16 protein-coding genes are annotated in these 18,710 nt (G+C 52.2%); 3 read left to right on the top strand and 13 right to left on the bottom strand.

Going from position 1 to position 18,710, the window contains the following annotated elements; translation table 11 throughout:
* Positions 1-23: 23 nt before the first annotated feature.
* The 4 genes from BN2684_RS15935 to BN2684_RS15920 all read right to left on the bottom strand — a co-directional run bounded on the left by BN2684_RS15935 (position 24) and on the right by BN2684_RS15920 (position 4,687).
* On the bottom strand, positions 24-1,094 hold the full coding sequence (locus BN2684_RS15935; protein ID WP_058303142.1) for an ABC transporter substrate-binding protein: 1,071 nt from the start codon (positions 1,092-1,094) through the stop codon (positions 24-26).
* Between the two features lie 20 nt (positions 1,095-1,114).
* Positions 1,115-1,876, bottom strand: coding sequence for an ABC transporter ATP-binding protein (locus tag BN2684_RS15930; RefSeq protein WP_058303141.1), 762 nt, complete (start codon positions 1,874-1,876; stop codon positions 1,115-1,117).
* Between the two features lie 5 nt (positions 1,877-1,881).
* A complete protein-coding gene (locus BN2684_RS15925) occupies positions 1,882-2,907 on the bottom strand; it encodes a FecCD family ABC transporter permease (RefSeq protein WP_058304583.1) in 1,026 nt (341 codons plus the stop codon).
* A gap of 223 nt (positions 2,908-3,130) precedes the next feature.
* Positions 3,131-4,687, bottom strand: a complete 1,557-nt coding sequence (locus BN2684_RS15920) for an ATP-binding cassette domain-containing protein (protein WP_058303140.1) — start codon at positions 4,685-4,687, stop codon at positions 3,131-3,133.
* Positions 4,688-5,164: 477 nt separating this feature from the next.
* On the opposite strand from BN2684_RS15920, the gene BN2684_RS15915 reads away from it, so the two are divergent.
* The 3 genes from BN2684_RS15915 to BN2684_RS15905 all read left to right on the top strand — a co-directional run bounded on the left by BN2684_RS15915 (position 5,165) and on the right by BN2684_RS15905 (position 8,659).
* Complete coding sequence (locus BN2684_RS15915; RefSeq protein WP_058303139.1) at positions 5,165-5,980, top strand: DUF6492 family protein; 816 nt, start codon at positions 5,165-5,167, stop codon at positions 5,978-5,980.
* On the top strand, positions 5,977-7,110 hold the full coding sequence (locus BN2684_RS15910) for a glycosyltransferase family 4 protein (protein ID WP_058303138.1): 1,134 nt from the start codon (positions 5,977-5,979) through the stop codon (positions 7,108-7,110). The genes BN2684_RS15915 and BN2684_RS15910 overlap by 4 nt, the downstream gene beginning before the upstream one ends.
* A gap of 130 nt (positions 7,111-7,240) precedes the next feature.
* Entirely contained in the window at positions 7,241-8,659 is a 1,419-nt protein-coding gene (locus BN2684_RS15905) for a sugar phosphate nucleotidyltransferase (protein WP_058303137.1), read from the top strand.
* Positions 8,660-8,755: 96 nt separating this feature from the next.
* On the opposite strand, the gene BN2684_RS15900 is transcribed toward BN2684_RS15905, so the two are convergent.
* The 9 genes from BN2684_RS15900 to BN2684_RS15860 all read right to left on the bottom strand — a co-directional run bounded on the left by BN2684_RS15900 (position 8,756) and on the right by BN2684_RS15860 (position 18,708).
* Positions 8,756-8,989 carry a hypothetical protein gene (locus BN2684_RS15900; RefSeq protein ID WP_058303136.1) on the bottom strand — a complete coding sequence of 78 codons (234 nt, stop codon included), beginning with the start codon at positions 8,987-8,989 and terminating at the stop codon, positions 8,756-8,758.
* Between the two features lie 181 nt (positions 8,990-9,170).
* Positions 9,171-10,646: a hypothetical protein gene (locus BN2684_RS15895; RefSeq protein ID WP_058303135.1), complete on the bottom strand. Its 1,476-nt coding sequence runs from the start codon at positions 10,644-10,646 to the stop codon at positions 9,171-9,173.
* Between the two features lies 1 nt (position 10,647).
* A complete protein-coding gene (locus tag BN2684_RS15890; protein WP_058303134.1) occupies positions 10,648-11,523 on the bottom strand; it encodes an ABC transporter ATP-binding protein in 876 nt (291 codons plus the stop codon).
* 89 nt (positions 11,524-11,612) lie between these two features.
* Positions 11,613-12,698 (bottom strand): sensor histidine kinase, encoded by a 1,086-nt coding sequence (locus BN2684_RS15885; RefSeq protein WP_058303133.1) that lies wholly within the window; start codon positions 12,696-12,698, stop codon positions 11,613-11,615.
* On the bottom strand, positions 12,688-13,413 hold the full coding sequence (locus tag BN2684_RS15880) for a response regulator transcription factor (protein ID WP_058304582.1): 726 nt from the start codon (positions 13,411-13,413) through the stop codon (positions 12,688-12,690). Before BN2684_RS15880 ends, BN2684_RS15885 begins: the two co-directional genes overlap by 11 nt.
* A 341-nt stretch (positions 13,414-13,754) precedes the next feature.
* The gene (gene pepF / locus BN2684_RS15875) at positions 13,755-15,557 is read right to left on the bottom strand and encodes an oligoendopeptidase F (protein WP_058303132.1); all 1,803 of its coding nucleotides are present in this window, start codon (positions 15,555-15,557) and stop codon (positions 13,755-13,757) included.
* A gap of 62 nt (positions 15,558-15,619) precedes the next feature.
* Complete coding sequence (gene sdaAA / locus BN2684_RS15870; RefSeq protein ID WP_058303131.1) at positions 15,620-16,504, bottom strand: L-serine ammonia-lyase, iron-sulfur-dependent, subunit alpha; 885 nt, start codon at positions 16,502-16,504, stop codon at positions 15,620-15,622.
* 54 nt (positions 16,505-16,558) lie between these two features.
* Positions 16,559-17,323 (bottom strand): serine dehydratase beta chain, encoded by a 765-nt coding sequence (locus tag BN2684_RS15865; RefSeq protein ID WP_058303130.1) that lies wholly within the window; start codon positions 17,321-17,323, stop codon positions 16,559-16,561.
* A 350-nt stretch (positions 17,324-17,673) separates the two neighbouring features.
* Positions 17,674-18,708, bottom strand: coding sequence for a DUF7309 domain-containing protein (locus tag BN2684_RS15860; RefSeq protein WP_058303129.1), 1,035 nt, complete (start codon positions 18,706-18,708; stop codon positions 17,674-17,676).
* Positions 18,709-18,710 lie beyond the last annotated feature (2 nt).

Below are 18,710 nucleotides of genomic sequence, written 5' to 3'. Positions count from 1 at the left end.
ACTCCTTTCTCTAGGTGAGGTTGTTATTTGAACAGATCGGGATACATTTCCTTTGCCAGCAGCTCCATCCCGTCGATCGTGTTATAGCCATAGCCGAACATGTAGTTGTAGTCGACCGCATAAATTTGTTTGTTCTGAATCGCCTTCATGCTCGTCAGCTGCGGATTGGCGTAGAGGGCCTCCTTGATCGCCTCGGCGCCTCCTTCCCAGTCCGGAATGATCAGCACATCCGGGTTGGTTTCAATCAGCTTTTCCACGCTAACCTCGCCATCGACATTTTCGAAAGCATTGTTCAGCTTGACCATCTTGAACGAATCATTGAAAAAGGATTCCTTCCCGGCCGCATAGACGTAGACCTGTTTCGGGTCACTCATGTGCAGGTAGGCAAAGGTCTTCTCCTCCTTGATCCCAGCCAGCTTGGACGCGATGGCCTCTTGCCGGTTCTTCAGCTCCTGGATGAACTCATCCGCTTTTTCCTTCACATTGAAGATTTCCCCTGCGTTCTCGATGTCCTTGTAGATGGAATTGTACGTGCCGCCGGTGATCGAGGATTCCAGCACATAGGTTTTGATCCCCATACTGTTGATCGAATCGACGGTTCCCACTCCCCAGTCGGCATTGTCAAACAGCCCGCCTCTCCCGAAGACCAGGTCCGGATTTGTACCCAAGGTAACCTCCTTTCCTACATAACTGTCGCTCAGAATATTCAGCTTGGCGTACTCGGCTTCTACGGACTTGTCCGGCGCTCCAAAATTGGCGCCAACGCCAACGATCCTGTCTCCAAGTCCCAGATGCAGCAGCAGCTCCGCCGCCGGGCGAGTGTTGGCCATGATGCGTTCTGGCGCCTTATCAAAGACTTGCTCCTTCGCTTCCCAGGTCGTTCCCCCTTCGGCTTTCTTGAAGTTTTGGATCGTCACCGGATAGGTGACCGTCTCAACAGGGGTTGTTGCGGCAGCCGTTGCAACAGCGGTTGCCTGCGCGGTAGCCGTCGAGGTAGCAGCCGGTTCACTGGAACCCGATTTGGTTGTGTTTCCACAGGCGGACAAGGCCACCATAAGCGTTAAAGCCGATACCGTCATCCATACTTTTTTCATTGGTAAATTCCTCCCCTTTTCTATAGACCAAAAGCAAAGCTCAACCGGTTGGTCACCGGATTTCGATACGACTGGCATTTGACCTGATAGAGCGATTCGATGGTTTCGTTGGTAAGCACCTCTTCCGGCGTACCGTGGGTGTAAACCTCCCCGTTCTTCACCGCATAGAGGTAGTCGCAGTAATGGGCGGCCATCTCCAAATCGTGCAGAGCGGCCAATACGCCGATCTTCAGTCCCTTCACGCAGGACAGGATTTCAAGCTGATAGCGAATGTCCAGATGATTCGTCGGCTCATCCAGGATCATGAAGGCGGGCTGCTGGGCGATGGTTCGCGCTAGAATCACGCGCTGCTTCTCGCCGCCGGACAGCGACTGATAGCTGCGATCTTTGTAATCCAGGAGATTCGTACGGGCGAGCGCCTCCTCCACAATAGCGAAATCCTCCTGCTTGTCCGCCTCCAGCATTTTCTTGTGCGGGGTTCTCCCCAGCATCACCATCTGATGAACGGTCAGATCGAAGCTCATCTCGTTAAACTGACCCACGACGCCAAGCCGCTGGGACACCTTCTTCTCGGTTGTACTCAGAACGTCCATGTCATCGAGAAAGACCGTGCCCTTTTGAGGAACCAAACTTTTATAGATCCCCTTCAATAACGTCGACTTCCCGCACCCGTTCGGTCCGATCAGCCCGACGAACTGCTTGGCCTTCACTTGAACCGAAGCCTGCTTGACGATGTCCTTCTTCCCGAGCCGGATATCGATTCCTTGCGCGGTCAATTCCATGGTTGTTACCCTCCGAATTGGTAGCCTTTTTTGACGATCATGTAGATAAACAACGGCGAGCCAATGACCGATGTGATAATTCCGATGGGCAAATCCACGTTGTGTATCAACGTTCGGGACAGGATGTCGGACCAGAGCAGGAATAGCCCGCCGACGAGAAGCGATGCCGGCATCAACCGCTTGTGATCAGAGCCAAACATTCCTCTGCATAAGTGGGGTATGATCAGTCCGACAAATCCGATCATCCCGGCATAGGCAACCATCGTTCCCGTAATTAAAGCGGTCAAAATCATGTAGAGCTTGCGATACACGCTCAGATTGATGCCGAGAGTAACGGCCGACTCATCGCCGAGCAGCATCGTGTTCAACACCCGGAATTGCAAGAGGAACAGCGCGCAGCCGAGCAGAACCACCACCGCCAGGATCGGCACCTTATCCCAGCTCGACGAGGCCAGGCTCCCCATTGCCCAAAAGGTCACCGATTTGATCCCTTCCGCATTGTTCGCGAAATAGATCACAAGACTGGAAAAGGAGCCGCACAATGCCCCGATGACAACCCCGGACAAGACGAGCTTCACCGAGGTCGCCTTTCCCCCGATGCTGGACAGGACAAGTACGGCGATGGACGTGATGATCGCACCGGCAAATGCGCCGAAGGCGACGCCGAGTTGGGAGAAGAACGCTCCGCTCCCGAAGCCCACCAGGATGGCGAACGTCGCCCCGAGAGAGGCACCTGATGAGATGCCGAGTATGTACGGGTCAGCCAACGGGTTTTGCACGACCGCTTGCATAACCGCCCCGCACAGGGACAGCCCCATGCCGATGAGAAGAGCAAAGAGCACGCGCGGCATTCTCACCTGACTGATGATCGTCACGAAGGATGGGTTCTCCACATGCTCCAGAGAGCCCAAGTGACCTCCCGTCAGCGTATGAAGCATGATCTCCATGGACTGCCCGAACGGGATCCGGACTTGCCCAATGGAGACAGAAAATACGGCGGATATGAGAATCAGGCCGATCAAGAGAACCATGATCGCATAATAGAAGCCGCTCGCTCCTCTATGCCTGATGTCCTTGCTGGTCAAATCGTTACCTCCTGCTCCTATGGATTCGATAATGCTATTGATACTGATTATCATTATCAATTACCTATCATACGTGAAGTTTTGATGAAGATCAATCCTTTTTTAACCACCTCTGCTAACAAGATAGCGACTTAATATCTCAAGAGCTAACTTTGGTGTTGAGCCTTAATTACAGCATGGGAAATTGTACAATTTCATCAAAGTCCTCAAGATTTTCTCTTGTTTTATTATGGGTAATAAATAGAATTGTTTTATCCTTTAATAGAAGACTATGTTGCAATTGTTTGGAGTTTTCGTGATCGATAGCCGAGAATGACTCATCAAATAGAAGTATTTCACTATCTACTGCTACTAGCCGTACCAATTGAAGCATTTGTTTTTCGCCACCACTTAAATCTCTTGCGCTTTCCTTTTTTGAGATCGTATTCAATTTTTCATTAGTGAAATAATGAAATACGTTTTCCACAGTTCCTTCTGAATAAGCTCCAAAAACAGTCACGTTCTCCATGAATGTCGCATTAAACGTGTGTTCAAATTGGTTTATACATGCTATTATTTTGCTGGTATCCATTCCCAATATGGATTTATCATCGATTAGTATTTTGCCGCTATCAGGATGAATATACTGCATCAAAAGATTAAAAACCGTTGACTTTCCCACTCCACTTGGACCGACGATTGCATATTTCTTTCCCTTTTTAAATTCATAAGAAAAGTTTTGTAAGGTGAAATCACCTAATTTAACACTTACATTCACGAATTTAATAGATGATCTAAATCTCTCTATTATTGGTCTGTAATCGATCTTTTCTTGTATTAGTTTTATGAGTTTTTCTTTTGCGCTTTTTGAAGCGTTTACATTGTTGATCTCCGTTAATAGATAGGCCATAGGGAAGCAAAAGCTTTGAATATATCCTAGAGCAGCGACAGCTATTCCCATCGTGATGGTATGTTTGAGAAGCATGAGAGCTATTACTGCAAAAACAACTAACTGTAAAAAATACATGCTACTTCCGCTTAGTACATTTGCAAATGTCTTAAACTTCCCGAATTCGTAAAGCTTCTCTTCTGTTGCAAGTAAGGAAATCTTTTGCTTTTGAGAAATACTAGTTCTTGTTTCATTGTTAACAAATCGAAATCCAGATAATAAGTCAAGAAGAGTATCTATGTAAGATGCCATTGCTGACAAATGACCACTCTTTTTTTGGGATAAGCGATCACCCGTAATATGTGGCAAAATCAGACTCAGTGATGAACTCAAAATGATGACGATTGCAAGTCGGTAATCAAGCGCGAAAAGAAAGAACCCATATACTAATAACTGTAAAACAGTCTGAATTACGGCAACGATGCTTTCTATGTATTGCTCACTTGTCTTTATATCATTGTTAAATATCGAGATATATTCAGAGACTTCATGATGCTTGAAATCCGTATATTTTTTGCGAAGGATCGAATCAAACAGATCTTGTTTGATCAATATATTAAATCTTTGCTCTAACTTCCATGCATGTCTTTGACTTATATACTCAAATAGCATTCCGATAAACATCGCAAAGGCATAAGCTAAAACTAAATATACAATTCCCCTCTTTCCTTTTGAAAAGTCGTAATCAAATAATAATTTCAAAATGTAGGGCATACTTGCTAATCCAATAATAGAAATAAGAGCGGCAACAATTTTTATTACGATTATATACTTAATCTTAAGAACATATTTTTTCATTTCAACACCTTTTCTTCAGCGCTTATGTCCAACCAAGATAAAATTTGGCTAACTACGAGAGCAAAGACAGCAAGAAAACGAGTCAGGCAATCAGAGAAATTCCCATCGTCCATATTCAATATATATGGTTTCGATAAAACTTTTTCACATTTTATCATTATTGAAGTGCCAGTTCTTATTTTGTACCTGATTCCATAAACCATGAATTTTACCTGAAACAACTCCATTGTGAAGTAATATTACAGGTTAGTCAATATTAATATGTCATTTATTAATGATATGGCAAAATCTTTATTTTGTCCGATGAATTAATGATAAAAACATAAACCTGGAGAATATATCACACTCTTATTCGGGTTATACCTCGTATAAAATTCCCTTGAATGTATAAGCTTTGCATCTGCCCTTGGCCCATTCCCTTTCCATGTCACTCTCATATCTTACTCACAACGAGCGTCCGACAGGAGTGACTTCCCCGTGAAAAAGAAATCATCCGAAAGCTTGCCTATCATCGACGTGCTCATCCCGGCTATTGAGAAGGATTTGCCTACCTTGCCCCATGTCATCGATGCGCTCCGCAAGCAGGTCCGTCATCCGATCCGAACGATCCATATCGTCTCTCCGGAAAGCAGCCGCATTCGCGCATTGTGTCGGGAAAATGGCTGCCATTTTGTCCACGAGGATACTCTGCTCCCCATTCGTAAAAAAGACATCCATTACCGGTCCGCCCGCTTCGAGCGCTCCGGCTGGCTTTATCAGCAGTTGCTCAAGCTGGCGGGGGACAACGTGTCCAAATCCGAGCATTATCTCGTCATCGATGCCGATACTGTGCTTCTGCGACCGCATACCTTTATCCAAGACGGCAAAACCGTCATGTTCAGCCGCAATTGGACCCAGCCCGAATACCGCAACGCCCACCGCCGGCTCCTTGGCAAAAAGCCGCAAGCCCCCGGTTCCTTTGTAGCTCATTACATGCTCTTTAAGAAAAGCCGGCTGGCGGACCTTAAGAAGGCCATTAAGGCGCATACCGGACTTGTTTGGTATCAGGCTATCATCCGGAAGACAGACAAGACAAAGATGTTCGGCTTCTCCGAATATGAAACCTACGGCCACTACCTTCATTCCCTAGCCCCCGGCAAGCTGATCCGCCGCCCCACCCTCAACCGAGCGCTGTCCGGCTATCCCTCCCGACTTGCATCCGCAGATTGGCGGCGTCTCGCGGAGCGCTATCGTTCGGTGTCCTTTCACAAACGCGGCGGCTACCAAATCAGAAGAAAGGGAGTAAAGAAATGAAGCCGTACCAAGTAGTCTGGAGTGGTCCGGTTGGTCGCTTATCCGGACTCGGGAACGCCAGCCGGGAATATGTGTCAGCTCTGCGGGGCCAAGGAGTCCGCGTACATGCAACGGCGAACGGCAGGAGTGTCCCTCTCTCAGGCTCAAAGTCGGATCGTAAGGTCCTTGTCTTTCATCACTCTCCGCACAAAATCAACCTCAATCAGGAACGCAAACGCTTCGACCGGATCATCCTGAACACCGTGTGGGAGACAACCCTCATTCCGCGGCATTGGCGTCCGAACATGAACAAGTTTGATGCGATCTGCGTGCCTTCCCAGCAGAACCGACGCGCCCTGATCGCAAGCGGAGTCAAAGTCCCCATTTACATCGTCTCTCATGGTGTTAACGCCAGCCGTTACAAGCCGGGCAACTCGAAGACTCGTCTTCCCGGAGATGGAGGCAAATTCGTCTTTCTCTCCGTCTTCACCTTCCAGCACCGTAAAAACCCCGAAGCCTTGCTGCGCGCCTATTGGGAAGAGTTCAAACCGAACGACCCGGTTCTGCTCGTCATCAAAACAAGCGGATTTGCGGGAGACAACGAGGCCTCAATCCGACGCAAGATCGAGGCGTACAAATCGGTGCTCGGTCTCCGCGGCCGCAAAACCGCTCCTCTCGTCGTCATCGGTCGCCGCCTGGACGATACACAGCTCAAAGGTCTGTACGCGCGCGCGAATGCCTTTGTCCTGCCAACAAGGGGCGAAGGTGTAGGCCTGCCGTTTCTGGAGGCGCTGGCAAGCGGCGTTCCGGTTATTGCGACCGGTTGGGGCGGGCATATGGACTTTCTCCATTCGGGGAATTCCTTCCTTGTCGATTACAACTTGCAAAACCCGGGTGTTTCGATGAACAGCAAGCACGCCATCGCATTTCGATTCCGAGCGCTGTTCGCACAGCCGGGTCAGCGCTGGGCCGAGCCGAGCATTGCCAGCCTGCGCAAGCAGATGAGGGCGGCCTTTCGCAACCCGGCGCTATGTCGGGAGAAGGGCAAGCGCGGCCGAGCGGATGTCGCCAAGCTGACTTGGGCACGCGCAGGCAGCTCCTTGAAGAAGGCGATCGAGCAGGTGCTGGAAAAGGGGACCTCCAAGCGGTAGCCCTGCCGCCAGGTGCGGATTTCGGCAATATTCGCGGCGTGTGCCCAGTCCGGCCCGCTCGTTTCCCCCCCCTTGGTCATACCCTATTTCATCATGAAAACTACATGTTTTGTTAACAGGGGGCGGTTTCTTGCGTGTTGTATTGCTGTCAGGCGGTTCGGGCAAGCGGTTGTGGCCCTTGTCGAATGAAATCCGGTCCAAAGCCTACCTGAGGCTGCTCCAGCGCGATCAGGCGGATAGGGATAGAGAATCGATGATCCAACGGATCTGCCGCCAACTGGAAGCGGCGAGTCTTCTGAAGGATGCCGTCATTTTGACGCATGAAAGTCAAGTGGAGATTACCCGCGCTCATGTCGGCGATGCGATCCCCATTCTCAGCGAACCTCTCAAGCGTGGTACCTTCACAGCGATCGCGCTTGCTGCAAGCTATTATCATTCCCGTCTTGGAGTGGGACCGGAGGAGCCCCTGTGCGTGCTCCCGGTGGATTCCTATGTGGATGCGGCTTTCTTCGAGCTGGTTCGAACCGCGTCGACTACCCTGTCCGAAACGGGAGCCAAGCTTGTTCTCATCGGGACAAAGCCTACCGGTCCTTCCTCGCAATTCGGATACATCGTTCCGCAGAATTCGGGAGCAGCCACTCCGAACCTTAAAGGGGAGAAGAATGTCGGTCACAAGCTGCCAGAAGGCTCGGGACGCGCTCTTCCCATTGCTTCTTTTGCCGAAAAGCCGGAGGAGAACGTCGCTCGGGAATTGATTGCCAAGGGAGCTTTGTGGAACTGTGGTGTGTTCGCTTTTACACTTGGCTTTGTGCTGTCCTGCCTTCGAGACAGAGGTCTCCCTACGGATTTCGATGAGCTTCTCGCGCGTTACCCCAACCTTCCGGAAAAGAGCTTCGATCAAGAAGTCGTCGAGCGAACGGATTCCGCAGCCGTTCTCCCTTACAGCGGGGCTTGGGAGGACTTGGGAAGCTGGTCAACCTTCGCCACACATCTCGGTTCGGTGACGGTAGGAGCGGGCCAAGTGTCCTCTGACAGCCGGAACACCCATATCGTGAACGAGCTTGCGGTTCCCATTCAAGTCATCGGCTTATCCGATGCGATCGTAGCGGCAAGCGCGGATGGTATTCTCGTAGCGGCCAAGGAAGAAGCAAGCCGGATCAAATCGTATCTGGCCGGAACGAAGCCGGAAATCCGCTTTGAGGAAAAGCGGTGGGGAACCCGATGCACCCTGGACATCATCACGACCGGCCATCCCGATGCACCTGACGTTACGGTAACGAGCAAGATCGAAATGAAGCAGGGCCACAGCACAGGCGTGCATGCGCATGAGAGCGCCGAAGAATTGCTTATTGTTCTAGCTGGACGGGGGGAGCTCTCCATTGACGGCGAGCCCTTGCTGCTAAAAACGGGAGATGCCTTTCGGATTCCTCGCGGGGCCGCCCATTCCATAGAGGCGAAGACGGATCTCATCGGGTTGGAGATTCACCGACGCTCTTCGGAGAACGATAGCCATGCGCTGCGGCAACCTTTAGAGCATCCTCAACAATAAAAATGGATGGCATACAGAAAAACCGGGGAGCTAAGCGACTTGATCTCGCTTAGCTCCTTGGTTTTGACGTCTAGCTCTACCCTCTTCCATGAAAGACTATTTTTTACCTGGCATAGAGAGGAAGAGTGAAACAACAAACCCAACGAGACTGATTACGATTGGGAAACCGATCAGCAGGAGAAGAGACGATCTCATCCCTTCATACGAGGTTGTTCCGACCACAATCGGGATCTCAACCCCTGCCTGCGTGAGGATAAAGAAAAACACGCCTGCTGCTATTCCAAGAAGCGCAGTCCTTTTCATTCTGCCGAGTAATGATTTGGATTTCATATCCATGCTCCCGCCGGGAAAGATTATTATGCAGTTCCGTCCGCTATGAATCCTGTGCGATCCGTTTCCTGGACAGGTAACTGATCGTCACCAACCCCACGCTGATTCCTGTATAAATGGCATTCATCATCAAGGAGCTTCCCTCCGCCACCTTTGTGCCCAGAAAATCGAGAAAAGGCATTTAATTTAGCGGACCCAAGTACCAAATGATCATGTAGAGAACCTCGAAGGTGCGATTGGACTTGGTCAGCACCCCGGACGCGAGAGAGAGACTGGGAATGAGGAGAACCGCAGAGCTCCAATCCATGAAATGCGCCATATCTCCTTCGAATATCATTCGAAGGGCCATGCCGCCCCCTGAAAGGCAAGCCAGCACAAAACCGGAACCCCACACGGCCAATAACTGACGAGTAGCATAACGCGGGCTTGAAGCGACTAGATATTGGGTTTGGTAACGGGTCTCCCGACATCCCATTCCAGACCAGAGCACCAACGGCCATATCCAGGCCAAAGGCCAGATCATCGATTGAGAGGTCGAAACGGGGAAAGAAAGACAGAGGACAAACAGGGCACCCGCGACGGTATACCAGCCGAGAGAGGCGCTTTTCATCATCAAGCGCCATTCGGCATACACGAGGGACAAGAAGGAATGACGGATGGTCACAGGAGTAAGGGAAGACACAGACACAGAAGCATGAGAATCTAGCGGCCCATCGTCAATTCCTAAATCGACGCTAGTATGATCCAGATCAATGGACGGCTCTGCAAGGGCCAGTCCTTCCGCGGATTTTTGGCGCCTCTGCCGTTCCATCCCTGACGAATTTCTAAATCCATGGAATAATAGAGCCGCTGCAAGAAGAAGCAAGAGGGCGACAAGAAGGAGAGACAATTGCTGGAGCAGAATTGCGGGGGTCCACTCCACCCCGTTCCATTCAAACAACTTTAGCGGGGCATCCAGAACAAGAATGCCGAGACTAGAGGAACCAGTAAAGCCCGGGTGAATCGAAGCAAGCTCCTTTACCATAGATGACATTATGATGGTTGGACCAAATGGCATGTTACTTGAACCGAGAACGTAGGCAATAAAAAGAGCAAAATAAAGGGCATTGCCCCATCCGCCATTCCATGCTTGACGGGTTTCAAACAGCACAGCCAATGCCGCAACAACAGACATCGTGGGGAGCGCCAAAATCAAGAATGGAGATACAAGCGGCCATAGTTCAATCCGCATCTCCTCTCCTCTGACTACCTGCATGATGATGGAGACGAGAATGATGACCCCGACGATGATGGATAGGACGGCAAAATTACTCATCCACTTGCCGATCAAGTAGTGCCGTTTTTTTATGGAGGTGGATGCGATGAGCTGACCGACTCCGGATCGCTCATCGCGCTGAATGCTGTTCTTCACCAAATAGAAGCCAAACAAGCCCAAAAACAAGGTGGTTGAGATCGCGACGGACCCGCCTATCCAAGCCGAGTTATAAACCCCGCGATACTCCTCAAAATACAGCGTGACATACCCGGCTTCCGCAGGAGGGACGAAGAAATAAGCGGCCATCATGGCGATTCCCAGCATGATCAGAAACGAATATTGACGGATTCGTTCGAGCAGATCGGCTCGTGCAACTGGATAACTCGTACGGAGGAGTCCCACGCTATGCGCCCTCCTGGAATGCCCGGACATACAAGTAGGCATCTTCAAGGCTTGGGGGCACGGCTATCGCATGCGGAAGCGGCGGATTGTCCGAGACGATGCGAAGCTGCAAGCCATCCTCTCGCCGAACGGTTCCGCTAATGGTCCATCTCATGCGTGCTTCTTGGATTTCCTGGTCCGGGATGGTAACCGACCACACCCTTCCCTGCACCTTGCGCAAGAGGAGGGCGGGATCCGCTTTGGTAAGCAATCGTCCCTTGGTGATAATCGCAATCTGGTCGGAGACCGCTTCAATGTCCGAAATGATATGCGTGGAAAACAGGATGATCCGATCGCCAGACAAGTCCGTCAGAAGGTTGCGAAGCCGCATGCGCTCTTCCGGATCCAGCCCGACGGTGGGCTCATCGATGATGAGCAATTTCGGATCATTTAAGAGCGCCTGTGCGATGCCAATCCGCTGCCGCATTCCTCCGGAAAAGCCGCCGAGCGGCCGCTTCCGATCATGATGCAGATTGAGTAGCTCGAGGAGTTCCAGGATTCGGGCCTTCATCAGACGACCGCCAAGACCCTTCAAGGCAGCAGCGTACTCCAAAAATTCGATCGCGTTCAAATGGGGATACACGCCAAAATCCTGAGGCAAATACCCCAGTGTGCGGCGCAGCTCATCCGGGTTCCTCCGAATATCGATCCCGTTCCAGATAACCGTTCCGGTCGTGGGTTGCAGGATCGTCGCAAGAATGCGCATGAGGGTGGATTTTCCGGCACCGTTTGGCCCAAGCAACCCGATTATTCCCGGCTTTAGTTGTAAGTTAATGTCTTGTAGAGCCCGGACGTTTCCTTTGTATTGTTTGCTGATCTGGTTTATCTCCAAAATCATACCCATGCCCCCTTGAAGGTTTCATCGTCTATAGGGAACAGAATAAGGGATGGGAGTAAACACGAGGTAAACGGAGGACAAAACACAGCTTAATTATGCAGCGGCAGCTTAACGGTTATAGAGGTTCCTTCATGTAGGCGGCTTGTCGCCTCGATCTCCCCGCCGTGCGCCAACACTAACTGCTTGGCAATGGCCATGCCGAGTCCGGTACCCGCGGATAGGATATCGGTCGAGGTCCCGCGGAAATACTTCGTAAACAATTGGCTTAATGCGGCTTCATCCATCCCTACCCCATCATCCGCGATGACAATATGCAGATGAGTGGTTTTCCTAATATGAACGTTCACGTTTGTACCTGGAGGATTGTGAAGGACGGCGTTAAGGATCAAGTTGTGCAGGGCTCGTTGAAGCAGCTTGATGTCCAGTACGGTTTCGATATGCGCTTCTGTCGTTTCGAGGAATAGATTGTACCCGACAGCACGGGGATCATTGGTTACATCAACCACGATTCGCCGAACCAATTCGATCAGATCGGTTTGTTCTCTCTTGAGGGGAGGTTGCTGTTCATCCAATCGAAAAGATAAGTTCAAATCCCCGATCAGATCCTCCATATGGTTGGCCTTTTGTTGGATCTCCATGAGAAATGCCGTTTTCTCCTCTTCGGTCCAGTCATGGTCAGGGGAGAGCATCATGGAAGAATATCCTTTAATGTAAGTGAGCGGGGTTTTTAAATCGTGGGAAATGCCAGCCATCCACTCCTTCTTCATATCGTCTACCCGATTTCTTTCTTGCTTGCTGCTCTCTAAAACGTCAGATAAGAATTGCAGTTGGTTAAACAACTCTTTAAACAAGCGGTAAGGCCTCTTAAGTTTCTTCGTTCGATTTGAGTAGATCCTCTGATGCTTCTCCGGCTCTGTGTATATTCCGGCGGCAAGACGGTTCATCCATCTAATCAAATAAAAGAGGGGCCTGCCGATGGACCAGGCATACCCGATCATAAAGCATCCGATAAGGATAAACATGCTGTTTAGCCCCAAATTATCTTGCGCGTTACCCTCATGCGGGATAATCCATTCCGTTAGCGAGATAGCGCCCGCTATAGCTAAAGCAAGCAGAGCAAGGCTCATCATGAGATGGCACACAAGACGAAGTCCCAGACGAACATTACCCTTCATAAGCAGTCACCTTCCGGGGTGGGACAAATTTATATCCGATGTTGCGTAGATTTATGATGATTTTCGGGTCGGATGGGTCAGCTTCCATTCGTTTTCGAAGCCTGGAAATATGAATAACGACCGTCTTTTCATCGCCAAAAACGGCCTTCCCCCATACTTGTTCATATAATTGCAGAGCGGTAAATACCTGATTGGGGTGCTCACACAGAAAGAGCAGCAATTCGAACTCTTTGGCTGGACAAGGGGTGTCGATCCCCTGGATGGTCAGTTGCGCAGCGCTTTTATTTATCGCAAACGATCCGAAATCGAGCTGGGTTGATTTCGCTTGAACGGGGGCTTTAGCCAGAATTTGTCGGCGCAAGTGTGCCTGGATTCTAGCTACAACTTCCAACGGATAGAAGGGCTTCGTAATGTAATCATCCCCGCCAATCCCAAGCCCCATGACTTTATCAAGATTGCCTGAGCGGGCGGTCAGAAACAGAATGGGAGCCGAGGTGTGCCTGCGGATCTGGTGGCAAAGCTCGAATCCGTCCGTATCCGGGAGCATCACATCAAGCACAATGAGATCGTAGGAGTCCGCCTCCACCTTGCGCAGAGCTTCTTCTCCCGTAGTGGCTGTAGCGATTCGGTGAAATCCCTCTTTTTCCAATAGGGTGATCAACATGGTCAAAATACCTTTCTCATCATCAACCAACAAAATGTGCTCGTTTCGCAAGCTTATCATCCTTTTTGTACTCGTTATCTTGAAAGGCCGAATTCCTTCTCTCTGTTTAAATATACCATAACTCTACTATTGTCTTAGGGGAGAATCCCCCCCATTCGCTTACGAAAACGGGAGCCATTCTTCGTGGCGGACATGATCAAGCGCATGGATGCGCATACCGCGATCATGCAGAATGCCGCTATCGATGACACGTTTCATCGCTTTGGTAATAACGGCATACCAAAGAGGCCGTCCTTTTCGAACAGCCTCTTTGGGGTGAAATCGACTCGGAATAAAAAGAGTTGAGGATCGTATTGCGAAATGATGCTGATCGAACGTGTGCCTAGCGCGGCTTACTCAAACAAATCCTCTAGCTCTGTGACCAGTTGACCGACATACTCAACAGCCTTCCGGATGGGAGCGGCATCCTCCATGTCCACGCCAGCCAGCTTCATCAGCTCCAATGGAGCAAGCGATCCGCCTGCCCGCAGAACCGTAAGCCAGCGGTCAACCGCGGGCTGCCCTTCTTCTCGGATCATGGCAGCGACGGCTGTAGAGGCGGTAAGGCCGGCCGCGTAGGTATACGGATAGAGGCCACGATAGTAATGAGGCTGACGCATCCATGTGAGGCTGGCGTCCTCGTCAAGCGCGACCGCATCGCCCCAAAACTCCTCCAGCACCTTGCCCATCAGCCCCGACAGCTTCGTTGCCGTGATGGCTTCTCCTGCCTCTGCGGCAGCGTATACTCGGCGCTGGTATTCGCCTTCGAGAAGATGGGTCACGAAGTTGTGGTAATACGTGTTCAACAGACTTTGAATCACCATGCGCTTAAAGCGGGAATCCTCGGACTGCTTTCTCATGTGATCCGCTAACAAAAGCTCATTCATCGTCGAAGGAGCTTCGATGAAATACATCGTCGGGCGGCAATTGGATTGGCGCTGATGGCGGGCAGCCAGTGTCAGATGTCCCGCATGACCCAACTCGTGCGCCAAGGTGAAGGCGCTGCGCATGCTTCCTGACCAAGTCATCAGGATGAACGAAGGGAGGCCAAAGGTGCTGGAGCAGAAGGCACCCGTCGATTTGCCGATATTGTCGGTGTAATCGATTCGGCGGTTGTCGAGCATGTCGTCGATGATCGCCGCGTACTCGCTCCCCATGACCGTGAGGGCCTCGCGGACCGTTTTCCCGGCTTCCTCAAACGACACCGGCGGACTATAAGCAGGATCGAGCGGCGCCTTCAGATCGCAGTAAGTCATGCTCGGCAGACCGAGAACGCGCTGCTTCAGGCGCGCATACCGGCGCATGTGCGGGGCAAGCTCCTGGAAGATCGTATCCAGGATCGCCCGATACATGCCAAGAGTCGCCTGCTGAGGCTGCAGCAGCATATGGGTTACCGATTCGTAGCCCCGCATGCGGGAGAGGACGACCTGCTTCTTAACCTCCGTTGCATACACCGCCGCGAAGGTATTGCGATATTGACGCAGCGTAGAGGAAAAGGAAGCATATGCATGATGCCGCAGCGTTGGGTCCGCCGAAAGCTCGAAGTCCGTCTCGAAGGTGGCAAACGATACGGGGTGCACGTGACCTTCACCGTCCTCTACCGGAGCAAACGTCATGTCCGATAGCTTGCTCCGCGAATAAATCGCTTGCGGAGCGCCGAGCACCTCACTTAGGCCGGCGAGCGCTTCTTCCGTCTGCGCGGACAGCTGGTATGGCCTTGCGCGCAGCAGTTCGGATAAGCTTTTGCGGAAGGAAGCCAAGCCAGAGCTCTCTTCCATCCAGCGCTCCAATTGATCATCCGGAATATCGAGAATCTCCGACCGGACGAACGAGAAGGCAGCGGCCGCTTCGGCCCCCAGGTCGCCCATCGCGGCGGATTTCGCCTGGTAGTCGGGATTCGTTCCATCCTCCGATAAATGCAGGCGCGAGAACGCCGCTGCCTGATTTAGCCGGATCTGATAGGCTTCCAGCGCTTCCAGGCAGCCGATCAGAGCGTCAGGTCCATCGCTCAGTCTCCCCTTATATTGCGTCACGGAGTCCAGCTCCGCCTTTAGCGCCTTCAGCTCGGCATCCCATTTCTCCCAGCTGTCAAAGATCACGCCTAGGTTCCATGTCGCTTGAATAGGCGCATCCGCCCGTTTCAGTCGTTCCTTCATCGCAATTCCTCCCCTTATATACGGAGAGGCCGCCCATTCGCGCGAACAGGCAGCCTCTCCTCTTAGGACTCGCCGTCTTCGGCAAGCTTGTTCATGATGATTCGTCCGGTTGGCGTTTGGGCCAGTCCACCCTTGGCCGTCTCGCGGTGCTTCTCCGGCATGGCGGAGCCGACCTCCAGCATGACCTCCACCACTTCGTCGCTCGGAATGACGCTACGCACGCCGGCGAGCGCCATATCCGCGGCAGCTAATGCGGTGACTGCACCGAAGCCGTTACGCACGATGCACGGAATCTCCACCAGTCCGCCGACCGGATCGCAGATTAGGCCGAGGGTATTCTTCAAAGCGAGGCCGACGGCATGGACCGCCTGTTCGGGCGTTCCTCCCTTAAGCTCCACCAGCGCGCCTGCCGCCATACCGATCGCAGAGCCGACCTCCGCTTGGCAGCCGCCTTCCGCGCCGGATATAAAGGAATTATTAGCGATCACGTAACCGATCGCGCCCGCCGCAAACAAGCCGCGCGTCATCCGCTCGTCGCTCCAGCCGAAGCGTTCCTGGCAGCTGACGAACACGCCGGGGATGATGCCACAGGAGCCTGCCGTCGGCGTGGCGATGATCCGCCCCATCGAAGCGTTCACCTCGGATACGGCGAGCGCATAAGCCATGGCGAGGCTTGTCCCGTCTCCCAGGCAAGTCTCTTCCGCTTCTCGATGGGCCATCACGCGCTGAGCGTCCAGGCCGGTAAGCCCGCTGCGCGAGGTCGTATCCTCCGTCAATCCCTTGTGGACCGCTTCCTTCATGATCTGGTAATACGCCGCCATCTGGGCGAACTCGCTATCTGCGTCGCGCCCGGATTCCAGGCTTTGCTCCTTCAGCATCAGCTCCCCGATGGTCATCTGCTCGGCGGTGCACAGCTCCGCCAATCCTTTTAATGTCCGAAACCTCACGTTGTTCCCTTCCTCCTGCGTCTTTCCCTGTTTCAAGATCCGAGTGCTATCGGGTTAGCTCAATTCCACCGAACGAATCTCCCGAATGGATGGAAATCCCGCTAATTCCTCAATGAGCGACTCCGGAATCATCGCGTCAAGCTCCAATACCATCATCGCATCGCCGGCGCGGCTCTTGCGGTCAACCGACATATAGCCGATGTTGACCCATTCACGCTTCAAGATCTGCGTGATATCCGCAATCACACCGGGACTGTCATTATGAGTGATGACGAGCGCCGGATAGACACCGCTGAACCGTACATTAAAGCCATTGACGCTCACCACTTCGATATTGCCTCCACCGATGGAGGTACCGGTCATGACTAGCGACGGTTCAGGCTTAGGCGTAACTGGTGAAGATTCCTCATCGGTTCCCAAGCGAATCGTCTGCTCATCCGACTCCGCAGCCGCTCCGGTATTCTCCGCAAGCGGAGCATACAGCCGGATCGTGGCCGTGTTCGGATGAGGATGCAGCCCTTTGCCGGGAATGAATGCGACATCCATCCCTCTCATCCGGGCGATGTCCTGCGCACGAGGCAGCCGTTCATCGTCCGTCGCAAAGTCGAGAAGGCCGCCGACGATCGCCATGTCGGTTCCATGGCCTTTGTATGTATCTGCGAAGGAGCCGTACAGCACGATCTCCGCCTTTGCGGGCAGACGGTCTCGGCCGTATAAATGCCGTGCAGCTCTTCCAATCCGCGCAGCACCGGCCGTATGGGAACTGGAGGGTCCGACCATGGCCGGGCCTATGATCGAGAACACATCCTTAAACCGCATGGAAAGCCCCTCTTTCTTATGGAATCCTTGTTATGGAGCATTCGATTTATTGTAGCACGGGAACGCCCTGGATAACAGATTCGGGTTTCTTCTCACGGATGCCACTCGCGATAAAATTGATGGATGGCAAATCCGTGAAAGAGAGCTCCCCTAACGCCCTTTTTTAGGCTTGATTCTCCATCACACTCTGCTCGTTCCGCACCGCTCCCAGATCATGGAACCGCAGCAGTTCGACAGATTCCCGATCTCGGCAAGCAAACCGGTTCTTACGGACAACAACGGAAAGAACCTTCCGCTCCACTTCGCCGTGGGGTAGAAGGTTCTTCTTGCAGCTTTGTTTGATCGATCCTCTACCGCCCTGCCGTCAGCCCGGCCATCATGCTGTCTCTGGCTTCCTCCAACGCAGGCAGCTCCATCGACAGATAAGCTTCAATATCAAAATAGCTCATGACGGGTCCGATATAGGTATAGGCTTCTTCGGTCAAGGCTTCCATTCGGGAAGGAATGATCTGTAGCTTGTCGATCACCTCAAGCAAGCCCTCGATCGCTTCTTGAGCGATATTCCATTTGTTGCTTAGAGCGACTTTCAAGATTTGCCCGCTCGCCTGATCGACCAGCATGAGCATCTTCGGGAAAATCCCGCGCTCCCCTTCCTGCAGGGGAACCGGAATGTAAGAGCAATCGACCTCCCACACCGCTTCCCGGTTGGTGATGGCCTTCTTCATTCGGGCAAGCCGCAGCTCGTCCACCCGAAAGCCGAAGGTCTCCTCGGGCTGCTCTCCGGAGCTAGCCGGCAAGGAGCGCCATTCGTTCTTCCACTCGGCACTTGTGGCATCTCCCGAAGTTGCGATCCGGTGTCGGACCATAATCTGCGTCGGATCGTCATGGAACAAGTCATCGGCTTTATCGCGGAATTCCTCTGCAAACAACATCACCTGATTCAAGGCGAGGGTGAGAAATTCCGTCTGCTCCCCCGTCAGCTCAGGCGACGGCACATAGCCGGGTTCGTAATAGAGGAAAGCGGGCCAAGCGTTCTTGCCGCGGAAGGTGAGACCGAGATCCTTGATCTTGCGGCGTTCTTCTGGATACAGATCCTCGCGGTCGTTCAAAGCCATCAGCAGGCAGTGCTGGGTAAACAGCGGTTCTTCGTCCACTTCTCCGTTCAGCATGTCCATGAGGACCGTCAAACCCTCCGTTCCCAAATAGATGGACATCCCAAACGCCTCTCCCCCGCTGCCGAGAATGCTGATATAGCCGATTTCTCCATTCGCCGGGTTCTCAATTCCGAAGAGATGTCCGTTTGATAGCCACTCCCAACTGGCCTGCTTCTTGAAGGCGGCGGCGGACTCATATAAGGCGATCCATTGTTCTCTGGTTGGTTGCATGA

This window comes from Gorillibacterium timonense, from assembly GCF_001457415.1.
Classification (GTDB): domain Bacteria; phylum Bacillota; class Bacilli; order Paenibacillales; family NBRC-103111; genus Gorillibacterium; species Gorillibacterium timonense.
Note: the sequence above shows the minus strand (reverse complement) of the source record. Positions and strands in the feature narration are given on the sequence as shown.